This is a genomic window from Flavobacterium marginilacus, from assembly GCF_026870155.1.
GTDB classification, from domain to species: Bacteria; Bacteroidota; Bacteroidia; order Flavobacteriales; family Flavobacteriaceae; genus Flavobacterium; species Flavobacterium marginilacus.
Genome location: NZ_CP113975.1, coordinates 1942540 through 1957469 on the forward strand (window position 1 = coordinate 1942540; position 14930 = coordinate 1957469).

11 protein-coding genes are annotated in these 14930 nt (G+C 35.6%); 4 read left to right on the forward strand and 7 right to left on the reverse strand.

What is annotated here, in order from left to right:
- The first annotated feature begins 290 nt into the window (after positions 1-290).
- From OZP07_RS08305 to OZP07_RS08320, 4 genes are all read left to right on the forward strand, one after another.
- Positions 291-1496 (forward strand): hypothetical protein, encoded by a 1206-nt coding sequence (locus tag OZP07_RS08305; protein ID WP_281637954.1) that lies wholly within the window; start codon positions 291-293, stop codon positions 1494-1496.
- Between the two features lie 69 nt (positions 1497-1565).
- Positions 1566-2042, forward strand: coding sequence for a hypothetical protein (locus OZP07_RS08310; RefSeq protein ID WP_281637955.1), 477 nt, complete (start codon positions 1566-1568; stop codon positions 2040-2042).
- Between the two features lie 53 nt (positions 2043-2095).
- Positions 2096-5245, forward strand: a complete 3150-nt coding sequence (locus OZP07_RS08315; RefSeq protein ID WP_281637956.1) for a SusC/RagA family TonB-linked outer membrane protein — start codon at positions 2096-2098, stop codon at positions 5243-5245.
- A 17-nt stretch (positions 5246-5262) separates the two neighbouring features.
- The gene (locus OZP07_RS08320; RefSeq protein ID WP_281637957.1) at positions 5263-6711 is read left to right on the forward strand and encodes a RagB/SusD family nutrient uptake outer membrane protein; all 1449 of its coding nucleotides are present in this window, start codon (positions 5263-5265) and stop codon (positions 6709-6711) included.
- A 448-nt stretch (positions 6712-7159) separates the two neighbouring features.
- Here OZP07_RS08320 and OZP07_RS08325 read toward each other — a convergent pair whose 3' ends face one another.
- The 7 genes from OZP07_RS08325 to OZP07_RS08355 all read right to left on the reverse strand — a co-directional run bounded on the left by OZP07_RS08325 (position 7160) and on the right by OZP07_RS08355 (position 14928).
- A complete protein-coding gene (locus OZP07_RS08325) occupies positions 7160-9238 on the reverse strand; it encodes a thioredoxin domain-containing protein (RefSeq protein ID WP_349293657.1) in 2079 nt (692 codons plus the stop codon).
- A gap of 240 nt (positions 9239-9478) precedes the next feature.
- Positions 9479-10177 carry a DUF1826 domain-containing protein gene (locus OZP07_RS08330; protein ID WP_281637959.1) on the reverse strand — a complete coding sequence of 233 codons (699 nt, stop codon included), beginning with the start codon at positions 10175-10177 and terminating at the stop codon, positions 9479-9481.
- A gap of 237 nt (positions 10178-10414) precedes the next feature.
- Positions 10415-10672, reverse strand: coding sequence for a DUF6952 family protein (locus OZP07_RS08335; protein WP_194641318.1), 258 nt, complete (start codon positions 10670-10672; stop codon positions 10415-10417).
- Between the two features lie 112 nt (positions 10673-10784).
- On the reverse strand, positions 10785-11093 hold the full coding sequence (locus tag OZP07_RS08340) for a thioredoxin family protein (protein ID WP_194641317.1): 309 nt from the start codon (positions 11091-11093) through the stop codon (positions 10785-10787).
- Between the two features lie 155 nt (positions 11094-11248).
- Positions 11249-11887, reverse strand: coding sequence for a peroxiredoxin (locus OZP07_RS08345; RefSeq protein ID WP_194641316.1), 639 nt, complete (start codon positions 11885-11887; stop codon positions 11249-11251).
- Between the two features lie 121 nt (positions 11888-12008).
- Positions 12009-13640, reverse strand: a complete 1632-nt coding sequence (locus tag OZP07_RS08350) for a glycoside hydrolase family 3 protein (protein WP_281637960.1) — start codon at positions 13638-13640, stop codon at positions 12009-12011.
- Entirely contained in the window at positions 13618-14928 is a 1311-nt protein-coding gene (locus OZP07_RS08355) for an MFS transporter (RefSeq protein ID WP_194641315.1), read from the reverse strand. The genes OZP07_RS08350 and OZP07_RS08355 overlap by 23 nt, the downstream gene beginning before the upstream one ends.
- Positions 14929-14930 lie beyond the last annotated feature (2 nt).

Here is a 14930-nt window from a genome sequence, read left to right on the forward strand (position 1 = left end):
TTTTAGAGCTGTACACTCAGAGTCTTTCTAACGTGATAAAAAAATCTAAAATTTCATTCTCAAATATTGTTTCATCAGTTTTTGAAAACAATCAAGGCGGGTATTTTATGAATTAGAAAAATCAATCCATCATTTATGTCTTATGGGACGAATCAGAATTTATAAAAAACTGATTTGCAATTCTGTTTGGCAGTAATCAATACAAATATTTTGAGCTTTTTTATTGTAATGACTTTCTATAACTAAAATAGATATATCAATATTTATGCTCGTTCAAAATAAAACAAATCATGAAAAAAATTGATTCATTTTATACCGCATTCATTTTTATAATATTCATTTTAACTGCTTTTCAAACAGAAATAATTACTGCTCAGGGCTGTGTGGCAGTCCGGCAGATGGGCGGGCTTTATATGAATTCTGCCAGTTCTTATAATTTAGACAAAGGCGAATTTCAAGTAGGAACAAATTACCGTTATTTTCATTCCTGGAGGCATTTTATAGGTAAAGAAGAACAATTGGAGCGTCAGACGACAGGCGGCGGACATGATGCAAATGGAGTAGAGCAGGGCAATGCCGTAAACATTTATTCACATGCTGTAGATTTTAATTTTTCTTATGGAATAAGCAATAGAATCCAGATAAATGCCACTTTGCCTTATGTACACAATGAGCGCTCTCAGGTGCTGAGACAAACAAGCCCTGTAAAAGATACTATAAGGTACAGCGTTTATGCCCAGGGTTTTGCAGATGCAAGGCTTAGTGTAAATTACTGGTTTTTTGATCCAAAAACGGCTCATAAGGGAAATGTAATGTTAGGACTGGGATTAAAATTAAATACAGGAAGCCATGAGGAAATGGATGAAGCACCACAAGCTGACGGAACAACAAAAAGTGTGATAATGGATCAGGCTATTCAGCCAGGTGATGGCGGAGTTGGAATTTCGGCTGAGGTTCAGGTATTCAGACAATTAACAGGACGTCTTTACGGATTTGCAAATGGATATTATTTATTCAATACAAAGGAATCAAACGGTACATTTAAATCAGCACCAAAAGCTGGTTTAGAAGGATATGAAATTTATGCCTGTCCCGACCAGTATTTTGCAAGAGCAGGATTATCTGCTGCAATTGATAAAAAAGAAAATTTTAATGTTTCGCTGGCAGGAAGAATCGAAGGTATTCCTGCATATGATGCTTTTGGAGGTCAGGTGGCCTACCGTCGTCCGGGATATGTTATAGCAGTAGAGTATGGTTTTTCATATCACATAGGGAAGCACACTTTGAGTTTATTCATCCCTTATAACATCGTAAAAAATCGTATTCAGAGTGCTGCAGATATTGCCAGCCAGGATCTGCAGAATTCTGTAATCACTGATCCTGCCAAGTATGTTCATGTGCAGGGAGATGCCGCTTTCGCAGATTATTCTATAAATCTAGGATATTCCTATAGATTTAAATTGGGTAAAAAAATGACCGTAATGATGCCTAAATAGTTACTATTAAAAATTTTGAAACAGATGAAAACTACTTTTAATTCTTTCTATTTTTTATTAAGTAAAAAAATGGAAAAACACAGTATTAACTTGATGCGTATTGCTCTTGCGATTGTCTATATCTGGTTTGGTGCTTTGAAAATCTTCGGATTGAGTCCGGCAGGTGACTTAGTAGAGAAAACCGTTTTTTGGTTCAGACCAGAAATTTTTATTCCGATTCTTGGAATATGTGAAGTCCTGATTGGATTTGGGTTATTGATAAAAAGAATGATTCCGCTGACAATAATTTTTTTATTAATGCATATGTCTGCAACCCTTTTTCCTTTTTTTATTTTAAAATCCAGCTGTTTTGACGGCTTCCCTTATGAACCGACTTTGGTTGGCCAATACATTATCAAAAACATTGTTTTGGTTGCGGGAGCGCTCGTTATTGCGGGAAAATATAATGAAGATTATTATGCAGAAATGAATTTTAAAAAAAGAATAAAAAATTCTGCAGCAAATGAAAACATTTCAACAAAGTATATTACCGATATAATAAAATGATAATTACAATTAATCCCCAAATCAAATTTTAATTTTTAATCAAAATATACAATATGTTACGAGAAAAATATATAAAACTACTGTTCTGTTTTCTCTTTTTGCTTACTGCACAGTCGTATGCGCAGCAGCAAAATTTGAAAGGGATAGTAGTAGATGCCAAAACGGATGTGGCATTGGGCGGAGTGACGGTTAAGTCGGATACTGAAGAAGTCACTGCCAATGAAAATGGTGAATTCGTTATTCAAAATCCAAAATTACCAATTACATTAAAATTGAGTTATATCGGATATAAAACACAGAAAATTGTGGTTCAGTCTTTTGATTTATTAACAATAAAATTGATTAATGACTCCAGTCAATTAGATGAAGTCCTTATTTCAAGCGGGTATTTGACCCAAAAAAAATCGGAGTTTTCGGGTTCAGTATCAACAGTTTCAGCAAAACAACTGCAAAATAGACCTGCCTCCAGTTTCGATCAATTATTGGGAGGACAAGGAACAGGAATAGATGTTATTCAGTCTTCGGCTGTGCTCAACAACACGCCTGTTATCCGTGTCCGCGGTTTAAACACTATTACTTCAGGTCTTTTCCCTTTAATTGTTGTTGATGGAGTAGCCGTTTTTTCCGGTTCTTTGGGAGGGTTTATTGGGAATAATCCATTGGCAGCTATTAATCCAAATGACATACAGTCTATAGATGTTTTGAAAGATGCTTCGGCAGCAGCGATTTATGGCTCCAGAGCTACTAATGGAGTTATGGTGATTACTACCAAAAAAGGTAAAAAAGGAGCAACAAGATTTAATTATAATAGCTGGTACAGCAGAAGCACGCCTTATAATTTGCCCGAATTATTGAATGCCGAAGATTACACGGCCATAAAAAATGAAGCTTTGGTTAATGCAGGGAAAGCGCCAGGTTTTTTCCTGTCAAAAAATCCGGATGGAAGTACAGTAGACACAAGCTGGTATGATGTTGCCTATGAACCGGGTTTATCGAGTAATCATAATATAAATATCTCAGGAGCAAATGAATCAACACAGTATTATTTTTCGGCAGACTACAGCAATCAAAATAGTTTTATAAAAAACAATACGTTTCAAAACTATATGGCACGATTAAACATTGGTCATGAAATTAATAAATACATTCGCGCTGGTGTTAATTTTTCTTATAGTAACGCCAAAAATGTAGGTCCAAATACTGGAGCCGTTGCTGGGAACACTATGTCGGCTTCTACTTACAATACAGAATATATCACCAATGAACCTTTGGGAAGAATGACCTATGTTTTGCCTCCTAATGTTCCTGTTTACAAACCAGATGGTTCTTATAGCATTCAAAACGGAATAAGTGTGGGTTACGGAAACAATATTCCATCCATTATTGGAACTATCAATGCCTACAATCTTGCAATGGTACAGGTTCTTGATTTAACAACTTCAGTGAGTAAATCCATTTTAGGAAATATCTACGGTGAGTTTGATATTTTGAAAAATTTGACTTTCAGAACTAGTTTTGGATTGAACAATATTGGCGTTGAGAACAAATTATTTTTAAACCCAACCCACGGCGGCGGGTATGCCTATAATGGTGTAGCAACAAACATAGAAACCGATCTTCTAAGAACCGATTGGGTAAATACACTTACTTATAAAGCTTCTTTAAAAGAGAACCACAATTTTGTAATGCTTTTGGGTTATGAGCGCATCAAAACGACGGTGGATAGCTGGGGAGCTTCGCAAAGTAATATAACTGACCCTTATTATACCAATTATCAAGGGAGTTATGCCAATATATCTCCAATAGGGAATGTATTAATGGAAAATGCCTTATTGTCTTATTTTACCAACCTAAACTACAATTACAAGAACAAATATTTTTTGAGTCTGAATTATAGAATCGATGGACTTTCCGCTTTATCTGAGGGAAATAAATATGGCGATTTTGGAGGAGGAGCTTTGAGCTGGAATGTTTTTGAAGAGTCTTTCTATAAAAATTCCGGTATTACTAAATACATTGATAAATTCAAAATCAGAACGAGTTACGGTATTGTTGGAAACAGTGAAATAGGCAATTATCCATCAATAGGAACTTATGATTCTTCTACTTATGCGGGGGCTCCTACATTGGGATATTCACAAACAGCCAATCCTAATTTAAAATGGGAAACCAGTTCAAAATTTGATTTAGGAATCAATTTTACACTTTTAAATAATCGTATTTCAGTCGAAATGGATTATTACAAAAACACCATAAAAGATTTAATTCTTAAAGCACCGCAGTCTCTTTCGGCTGGAATTCCAAACAATTACATCAATGAAAATGTTGGGGGAATGTACAATACTGGTTATGAGTTGGGTGTAAATGCTCTTGTTGTCAGTTCAAAAGATTTTAGTTGGAACTTAAATTTAAATCTTTCGACACTCAAAAACGAGGTAACTTCTTTGGTAAATGATGTTTTTGTTCCCAGCGTATTTGGAGTTCAAAACATGACAAGGGTAGGGTACTCAGTAGGTTCTATTTTCGCTGTTCCTTCTCATGGTGTAAATCCTGCTAATGGTCAGATGATTTTTGTAAACAGTGAAGGAAAGGAAGTTCAATACAATCATATTGGTTCTCCAAAATGGACTTATCTTGATGGATCAGCCGCTCCTGCTATAGACAATTACAAAGATGGAAAAATGCAGGGTTCGTCACTGCCTAAGGTTTTTGGCGGATTCAATAATACATTCAATTATAAGAATTTTGTTTTGGGAGTTAATTTGACTTTTTCAGAAGGAAATCAGCTCTACAATGGGACTAGAGCAACAATTTCGGATCAGCGTTATTTTAACAACGGAACTTTTATCAAAAACAGATGGACAACACCCGGTCAGATTACCGATATTCAGAAATTGTATTACGGGGACAATGTTTCGGCTGGATTTTCATTTTCGAGTACTTCCAAAGTGGAAGATGGCTCTTATCTGAAATTCAAAAATGTTTCTTTGGGTTACAATGTACCAGTTAAAGAGACTTTCTTGAAAAATGCTTTTACTTCGGTCTATGTTTATCTGCAGGGAAATAACCTGTATACGTTTACCAAATATAGAGGTTCGGATCCAGAGGTTTCCATCAACGGGAATTCTATCAATTCTGGTAAAGATCAAAACGTACCGCCCAATGCACAGGTTTATACAGTTGGTTTAAATGTTGGGTTTTAATTTTAAAAGTATACAAAATGAAAAAATATATTCTAATCAGTTTGTTCTTTCTTGTGGCAATGACAGCCTGCAATGATGATATATTGGACACCGTTCCTGAGACAAGCATCCCAGAAGAAGCAGCATATAGTACACCTGGCAAAATTTTGGCACAGACCAATAATTTGTACAAACAGTTACAGAATCAAAATTATTACGGAGGAAGATTCATTATTTTTAATGAACAGAGAGCCGATCAGTTTGGGCAGAATGACGGTAATGCAGCAACAGGATCAGCTGTGTGGAATCAAAATGTGGCTTCGACAAATGATTTTGTAAACAATGTTTGGTCAGTTTGTTATACCGCTATAAATGCTTCTAATATTTTAATTAGCAAGCTGAACGGCACAACAGTAGTTTCAGAAGCATTGGCAAAAAACTACATAGCCGAAGCCAAATTCATCCGCGCTTTCTCTTACTTTAGTCTGATTCAGACGTATGCCAAACCATATAATTTGGACAAAAACGGATTGGGTTTACCATTGCGTCTGACGCCTATTACCACATCAGGGAACAATGATTTGGCGCGCAGTTCTATTGATGTTATTTATACCCAGATTCTAAAAGATTTGGATGAGGCCGAAATTGATCTTCCTATTGAATATACAACTCCGCTGTTAAATGTTTCCAGAGCCAAAAAAAGTACGGCAATAGCATTGAAAACCAGAGTGTATCTGGTGCAGGCCAATTATGATAAAGTGCTTGTGGAGTCTCAGAAAATTGTTTCCGCAACAGCTCCTTTTCAATATAAGGCTGGAAATTTAACGCATAAACTCGAAGCTAATTTTGCTGCAATTTTTGGAGGAAGTTATACGGGAACCGAAGCTGTTTTCAGTATCCCTTTTGCGAATACCACAACCGAAACTCCTGCTTCTCAGTATGCATTGGCATTTAACTATCTGGCACAGCCAATTATATTTTTGACAGCAGCTGGCATTTCAAGTGATCCGGCCTTGAATTCAAGTGACGATGCTCGTTCGGGTTTGATTGGTACCAATTCAGCAAATCAAAAAGTGCTGAAAAAATTCAGTATTACAACTGCTCCGTTTCGTGACTATGTGCCGGTGATTCGATATGCCGAAATTTTATTGAATTACGCTGAAGCTGCTGCCAATAAGAATGATTTAGCTGCTGCGACAGCTTTATTGAAAGCGGTTAGAAATAGATCTAATCCGAGTTATGTATTTTCAAATGCTGAGGTTGCTACCAAAGACGCATTATTGGCTTCGATATGGAAAGAAAGAGATATTGAACTTTTAGGCGAAGGTTTCAGACTAATGGATTTGCAGAGAAGACTACAAACTTTGCCGGCCAAAAAAGGGTCTATTGGTACAGCTCCATTGGTTTTAGTATCAAGCAGCAATTATATCTGGCCAATTCCTAGCGGCGAGATTTCAGCCAATAAATTGATGGTGCCTAATCCCTAAAAGATATAATAAAACTTAAATTAAATTGAAATCTATAAAATCAGCCATTAATTAATAAAGAAGTATTGGAGGAAAAGAATCAGTAGTTTGGGCTGTTTTATATATGTAAATGATATAAAATAGTTGTCTTTACTTTAAAGAAGTGTAAGCCTGGCAGTTATTTTTTCTGCTGGGCTTTGCTTTTACTGCTATTTAGAAATATAAAATAATCCAATTTTACCTCTTCCTTTGTAGCTGCTATCTGGAAACACATCTAAAAAATAGAACACAGATTGAACGAATTTAAACAGATAGTATTCGTGTTTTCAAAGCTGACTATTTTTTTAGTACTAATTTTTTACGCATAAAGAATCCGTGTCATCTGTTCAATCTGTGTTATAATTTAACGCATAGCTTATATTTGTCCACACGACAGTCTTTGGAGAAGGCTAGGATTGAGCTTGAATTTTTAATACTGCAGTTTTGAAACTGCTTTTATAAGATCAGTTTCTGGGAGTTTGCAGGCTCCTTCTACACAAATATAGATGTAGGTTTCATTTGGCATAAATCGGTCTTCCATGATAGGTAAACTGCTTTCTTTGGCTGAGCCGGCAATCAGAATATTTGGCAGATAGTACGTTTGTAAGGTGTTAATTTTTGCTAATGCTTCTTTTCCTGATACGGCAACTTCAAAATAATTTCCGGTGTAATTTATCATTAAGTTCAGCCAGTTGTAGTATTCTGTTGGAGATTTTACAGCATCATCAGCTACATTATGAAGCATTTGTCTGGCTGTTTTAGAATACAAAGCATTAGAATAATAATGTCCCAGAAGAAATAGATTTTGTGCAAAAACCGAGTTGGATGCCGGAATGACATCATCTCTTACTTCCATTTTTCGTGCAATCAGATTTTTAGAGCTGTTGGAAGTAAAATAAAGCATACTGGTTTTTTTATCGAGAAAATGGCGTAATGAATAATCAGTAAGTTCTTTGGCTTTTGTCAGCCATTTTTCGTCTAAAGTGATTTGATAAACAGCAATAAATGCATCAATAACATTTGCATAGTCTTCTGAAAAACCATTGATACTGCTTTTTCCGTCTTTATAGCTATGGTATAAACTGCCGTCTTTTTGGATTTGATTATTCAATAGGAACGAAGCATTTTTTATTGCTATTTCTTTATAATGCGGGTTTTTAAAACTGCGGTATGCATTAGTATATCCTTTTATCATTAAAGCATTCCAAGACGTTAGGGTTTTGTCATCAAGATGCGGACGAGATCTTTTTTCCCTTTGCTGTAAAAGAGTCTGTTTCCAGTTTTTGAGTTTAGTATTAAGTTCGATTATTGATATATTGTTTTCTTTTGCAAAATCAATATCTGATTGGGTTTTAAATAAGATGTATTTATTGTTTTCCCATAATCCGGTGGCATTGATATTGTAATACTCTTGAAAAAGCGTAAAATCGGATTTCAATATTTTCTGAAGTTCCGTTTTTCCCCAAGTGTAGTAGGCACCTTCTTCTAATTTGCCTGATTTGTTTCTGCTGTCAGCATCGATTGAAGAGTAAAATGCTCCATTGGAAGCCATCAGTTCCCGCTCTATAAAAGTAAGGGTTTCATCAGCCTTCTTTTTATACAATTCATTTTTGGTCACAAGATATGCATCCGAGTATAAGCTAACGAGCTGTGCATTATCATAAAGCATTTTTTCAAAATGAGGAATATGCCATTTTGAATCTACTGTGTATCTGTAAAAACCTCCGCCGATAGGGTCGTTAATCCCCCCGTTTGCCATGTTTGTTAATGTTGTATTAAGATATTTTTGCAATTGCTTATCACTGTTTTGAACACTGTAACGCAATAAAAAGTGCAGTGCTTTTGGCATCGGAAATTTAGAATCACTTACTAAACCGCCATATTGAAAATCCAGCACTTCTTTCCAGTTTTTTACAGCTGTATTTACATTCGAAGCTTTAAAATCAATTGCATTAGTGTTCAATTGAATCAGATCTGATTTTTTAATTCCTTCGATTAATTTGTCTGCATAGGATATTACTTTTTGAGGATTATTTTTGTATAAAGCAGCAATGTCGGTCAGCATTTTTGTCCATTCCTGTTTGGTAAAATAAGTGCCTCCAAAAATAGGACGTCCGTCAGGAAGTGCGATGCAGTTTAATGGCCATCCGCCTTTACCAGTCATCAGCTGTACCGCATTCATGTATATCTGGTCTATATCCGGACGCTCTTCTCTGTCCACTTTTATACTTATGAAATTATCATTCATTAATTTGGCTACCGAATCATTTTCAAAACTTTCTTTTTCCATGACGTGGCACCAATGACAGGCAGAGTAGCCGACAGAGATGATAATCAGTTTGTTCTCAGATTTGGCTTTTGCCAGGCTTTTGGCATTCCAGGCCGTCCAGTTTACAGGATTGTGGGCATGCTGTAAAAGATAGGGACTTGATTCATTTATTAATTCATTTGTATGTTTGAACTGCTGTTTTTCTGCTGTTTTTTGATTACAGCTAATAAAAAAAAACACTGACAATAAAAGTAAAAGCTGACGAAGCATAGTATATTTGAAATTGAATTTTTATTAGGAATAACTAATATAAAGTATTTTCAGCTGTTACTGCTTATTTTTAAAAATATTTTCAGGTGCAAATAAAAACAATCCAAATAGCATTTTACAGATTTAAAATGGAGATCCTAAAATAAAATCCATATACAATAAAAGAATTCTCTAGTCAGATTACTCATTGAAAGAATAATATATACTGTTTTAGCAAATCAGCAGCAGACGGTTTTCTCCTTCATTCTCTACGGGGGCTCTATGAATACAGGCTGCGACCTGCTGTTCGGGATGATCTACCGCTAGACGCCAAAGATGTCTTAATCCTAAATTAACAGGTGATGCATTGGGTTTCGCCTGATAGTGCAGATCAAAATAATTTTCTTCCAGAAAGCTTTCAAAATCCTCGGATGATTCATCGTGCAGTTCTTTCAGCTTTTTCCGAATTTCAGGAATCAGAATTTTTTGTTCTGCCTGGTCATTCGAAATAATATCGCTTGCCACTCCGTGATAGGTACACAAAAATGTATCCGTTGCAATGGGCGACCGGTCAACATGGAACGAATACACATCAGTAGAGATAAAATCAAATTCATGATCCCGTTCGTAGCATTTAAGTAAATTAAGAGAAGGAGAAGCTCCGAAATCGGTTAATAACTGTAAATCATTTAAAATAATTTCCCTTGCTTTATTTCCCTGATCGGATAGTTGTAGTGCCAGTAAATCTTCAGAAGAAACCGCAGTTATATTTTCTTTTAGCTGCAGTTTTTCTGCAATCTCTTTAAAATCACCTTCCAGTTCTCTAAACCAGCACAGGGCATTCATTTCTCCCTTAAAATCTGTATTAACAAGTTCCGAAAAAGTGTTTGCAATACCTATTTGACTGCTGTTAGAAAATGTATTATTCATTAGTTGATTGTTAAGAATCTAGTTGCTTCATCATTGCAAAAATAGGGAATTGCATAGAGCTGCAGAGTTATAATTGTTTTTACTTTACAAAACCAATATCATTTTCAATTGAAGTGTTTTCAGGAAGGCTCAGGCTTGCCAGTGTTATATAGAATAAATGGAGCTATTTCCTTTTAGTACTGAATAAAAAAACACGTTCGGTAAAAGAACGTGTTTTTTGAAATGCGGATAATCTTTTTATTTGTCGATAGACCCTAAAACCCGTTTCATAAACGCATTGAGGGCTTCTTTTTTGTCGGTTCCCTGCTGTATCATTTTGTGAACTTCTAGGGCACCGTACATATTCGAAATTAATTCGCCTATAACATCTAATTCTTCGTCTTTCAATGACGGGATTTCAGTCATGGCTTCCAGTACTTCGATGGTTTCGATGAGGTAATCTTGATCGTTTTCTTCGATGAATTGGGTTAAGTGTTTTATTACGGGTAGCTTCATGTTTTGTTGTTTATTTGTTTAATCGTTTATGCGTTAATTCGTTAATTCGTTTATTCTTTTGTCAATGATTTATTAGTACATTAAACGAATCAACGATTGACCGACTTAACGGTTAAACTATCTCATTAACCAATTCGATCAAAACTTCCTGCTTATTAGTTTGGGTTTCGTTTACTAATTTTCCGTTTACAAAAGTGGCAAATGTAGGCAGGTTGCTAACGTTAGCCAGTTTTCTTGATTCTGGAAAATTTTCAGCATCAACCAAAACAAATGAAATACTTTCGTTTTCTGAAGCTAGTTTTTTGAATTTTGGTTTCATGATTCTGCAGTTACCGCACCATGAAGCCGAAAATTGAACTACCACTTTCTCATTCTGAGCTACTACGGTTCCTAATGTATCTTCGTTTAATTCGATTAACATGTTTTTTTGAGTTTCTAAGTTACTAAGTTTCTGAGCTTCTAAGTTTTTGATTATTCATGTCTTAGTGACTTGGAAAATCAAAAACTCAGAATTTTTGCTTATGTTTTTAAATCTTAGCGACTTGGAAACTTAGCGACTCAGAAACTTAAAAAAAATTAGTTTAGACTTAAATATTCTGCAGTACTTTTTCTGTCAGCATTCATCGCTTCTTTACCAGCTTCCCAGTTTGCAGGACAAACTTCACCTTTAGTCTGGATGTGCGTGTAAGCGTCAACCATTCTTAAATATTCGTTTACGTTACGTCCTAATGGCATATCGTTTACGCTTTCGTGGAAGATTTTTCCAGTTTCATCGATTAGGTAAGTAGCTCTGTAAGTTACGTTTGAGCCTTCAATGATTACTGAATCAGTATCTTCACTGTAGCTTGTAGATTCGATATCAAGAATTCCTAAAATGTTAGCTAAGTTTCTGTTAGTATCTGCAAGAATTGGATACGTTACACCTTCGATTCCTCCATTGTTTTTTGGTGTGTTTAACCAAGCAAAGTGAACTTCGTTTGTATCGCAAGAAGCTCCGATTACAATTGTGTTTCTTTTTTCAAATTCCGGTAAAGCAGCCTGGAAAGCGTGTAATTCTGTTGGACATACAAAAGTGAAATCTTTTGGGTACCAAAACAAAAGTACTTTTTTGTTGTTTTTTACAGCTTCTTCGAAGATGTTGATTTTTAAATTATCACCCATTTCTGAGATAGCATCTACTGCAATACTTGGGAATTTTTTACCTACTAATGACATATTTATTAATTTTAGTTATTTAAATTTTTATTGGTGCAAATATAAGGCTGACACTCAGTGATAATGAATAAGTTTTTATTATAAATATTTATAAAGCAATAAGTCTTGATTATTATATGTTTTAAACGCCTGTAATCGAAACTGGTAGGATTCCTTTTCCTTTTTTATCTTCCAATAATTGTTCGGCAGCACTTATTTGAAATTCATTAAAATCCTGATACATTTCTACAATTCCAATGGTTTTTTCCAAATTTGGAATCACTTGTAAAGCATATGGATTTCCAAAAACATAAAGCACACATTTTTTGGTTTCAAATAATTCGCTTAAAAATGCCAAAACAGTATCTTCTAAATCAAATTTATTAAGCGGTTTTGCTTTTGGGATAAATAATGAAATGAGTATGGTGTCAAATGAAGCCAGATTTTCTTTGATAGTTGTTTCTATTAAATCGGCTGCGTTTTCAACAGCATATTCAGGAGCTGGTAAAACCGTTGCCAAAGTTTTAAAGAAAGAATTATTAATCGATTTATAAATGCTTAATTTAGCAAGACGCTCTCTGTTTTTGGCATCAAAAAGAAGTATAGAACTATTTTTGTCTTTGATTTCGGTAATGCAGTAGTCAGCAATTTTACGATTCAATTGTGAGCTGATCTCGAAATCAAAATCCTGGACTGCGACTGAATCTGTGTCAAAAAGACCTGCTTTTTGTTTGCATTTCATGATACGGTCCAAACTAGCATCAATACGTTCAGGTGAAGCATTTTTTAGAATCTCCTGAATGCCTTCGGCTACGTTTTCGGCAAAGCATAGCACATCGTTTCCAGCGTTAAAAGCTTCCCATTCCAGCTGGCCTTTTACATCATACAATTTAGAAACGCTGTGCATATTCAAAGCATCTGAAATAACTAGACCATCATATCCCAAACGCTCGCGTAAAAGAGACTCAATAATGTTTTTTGATAATGTAGCCGATGTTTCCTTTCCATCATTCAATGCTGGAACAGCCAAATGGCCTATCATAATAGAATCGACCTGATTTTCTATTCCTTTTATGAAAGGGACTAATTCATTTTCGAGCAGCTGTTCTAAATTTTCTTCCAGAACTGGCAGTCCCAAATGTGAATCGACGCTCGTATTTCCATGTCCGGGAAAGTGTTTTAAACATCCCAAAATGCCCACGTCAGACATACCGCGGAGATATTCTAATGCGTACTGAGCCACTTTTTCTTTGTTGGAACCAAAAGAGCGATACCCGATTACAGGATTATGAGGGTTATTGTTAATATCTGCCAAAGGAGCCAGATTATAATGAATCCCCGCCGATTTTAAGTCTAGTCCAATTTGTTTTCCTACTTCATATACCAGATCTTTTTTTCTTTCAGGCAGTGCGCCAAGAGTAATGGCATAAGGATATTGCGGTGTTTTTTCGACACGCATGGCTAAGCCCCATTCGGCATCGATGCTCATTAGTAGGGGAGTAGATGCGCATTTTTGGTAACGAACAATCAGGTCTTTCAAACGCTGAAAACTATCGTCGTTGAATTCTACTTTTTTCTTAGACTCATAATTAGTTGCCGCACTGGCTCTGCTGTGAAAAAATGTCAGTCCGCCAATGTTGTATTCTTTTATTAAACGCTCCATTTCCTGAATATTTTCTTCAGTGTCGTTGATAAAAACGGCAGGAAAAAAGAATTGTCCTATTTTTTGTTCTAGTGTCATTGTCTGCATATTAAGCTTCTGTTTTCTTTCCATAATCTTTTGGAAAAACTAAAAATCGAGATAGGATTATACCTGGAATAGTGGCTAATAATACCCAGATAAAAAAGTTGCCATAGCCCAAATATTGCTGGATATAACCGCTTAGCATGCCGGGAAGCATCATTCCCAATGCCATAAATCCAGTTGCAATAGCATAGTGAGATGTTTTAGATTCTCCCTCAGCTACATAAATTAAGTACATCATAAAACCAGAAAACCCAAAACCATACCCGAATTGCTCAATGATTACTACAGCACAAGTATAGGCATTAAGTGATGAATCTATTGCAAAATATTTTAAATTTAAATGTACATAGATGAGCTCATCTGGCTGAAAATGGGCCAGCATTACAAATCCAATAATGGGCAGATGCATGATCAGTATCATAGGCAATAGCCATTTAGTCAATCCATGTCTGGAAATCGCAATACCGCCAAAAATACCGCCAATAGTAAGTGCAATAAGCCCAAAAGTGCCATAAATGATTCCGACATCTTCGGTTCTTAAACCCATGCCGCCAATAGCAGTTTTATCTACTAGAAAAGGAGTAAGCATTTTCAGCAGCTGCGATTCTCCTAAACGGAACAAAAGAATGAAAGCAAGGACTATTCCGATTTGTTTTTTCTTAAAAAAACTGGCAAAAACAGTGGCGAAGTTTTTTTCTTCCTCTTTTCCTTCCGCAATAGGCAGCTCCGTTTTTGGAGTAGCAAAATAATTGTAAATCGTTAAAAAACACATTACCAATCCAACAAAAATCATTGTATAGGACCACGCTTGCTTATTATCGCCAAATTGATCTTCCAGATAGCCAGCCAATAGAATAACTAATCCATTTCCAGTGAGCATCGACGCTCTGTAAAAAGTACTTCGGATTCCCAAAAAGAAAGACTGCTGCTCTTTTTCCAAAGCAAGCAGATAAAATCCATCACTCGCCACGTCATTAGAAGCCGAAGCAAAAGCAGCGACCCAAAAAACAGCTAAGCTCAAGATGAAAAAATGGCTGGTTGGAATAATAAAACCTACAATTAGAAAGGCAATTGAAATAAATAACTGCATCGCTAGAAACCATTTTCGCTTAGTTCCGTGCAGATCAATAAATGGACTCCATAAAGGTTTTATAACCCAAGGCAAATACAATAAGCTGGTATAAAGCCCAATGTCTTCATTGCTTATTCCTAAATTTTTGTACATCAATACCGAAACGGAAATTATAATCACATACGGAAATCCCGAAGCAAAATTCAATAGCGGAATCCAATACCAAGGCTTGTTGTCTTTCATTA

Excerpts from the sequence above, each read along its gene's own strand:
- OZP07_RS08315 (WP_281637956.1), top strand. The coding sequence starts at position 2,096 with ATGTTACGAGAAAAATATATAAAACTACTGTTCTGTTTTCTCTTTTTG.
- OZP07_RS08350 (WP_281637960.1), bottom strand. The coding sequence starts at position 13,640 with ATGGAAAGAAAACAGAAGCTTAATATGCAGACAATGACACTAGAACAA.
- OZP07_RS08310 (WP_281637955.1), top strand. The coding sequence starts at position 1,566 with ATGGAAAAACACAGTATTAACTTGATGCGTATTGCTCTTGCGATTGTC.
- OZP07_RS08320 (WP_281637957.1), top strand. The coding sequence starts at position 5,263 with ATGAAAAAATATATTCTAATCAGTTTGTTCTTTCTTGTGGCAATGACA.
- OZP07_RS08330 (WP_281637959.1), bottom strand. The coding sequence starts at position 10,177 with ATGAATAATACATTTTCTAACAGCAGTCAAATAGGTATTGCAAACACT.
- OZP07_RS08345 (WP_194641316.1), bottom strand. The coding sequence starts at position 11,887 with ATGTCATTAGTAGGTAAAAAATTCCCAAGTATTGCAGTAGATGCTATC.
- OZP07_RS08335 (WP_194641318.1), bottom strand. The coding sequence starts at position 10,672 with ATGAAGCTACCCGTAATAAAACACTTAACCCAATTCATCGAAGAAAAC.
- OZP07_RS08355 (WP_194641315.1), bottom strand. The coding sequence starts at position 14,928 with ATGAAAGACAACAAGCCTTGGTATTGGATTCCGCTATTGAATTTTGCT.
- OZP07_RS08340 (WP_194641317.1), bottom strand. The coding sequence starts at position 11,093 with ATGTTAATCGAATTAAACGAAGATACATTAGGAACCGTAGTAGCTCAG.
- OZP07_RS08305 (WP_281637954.1), top strand. The coding sequence starts at position 291 with ATGAAAAAAATTGATTCATTTTATACCGCATTCATTTTTATAATATTC.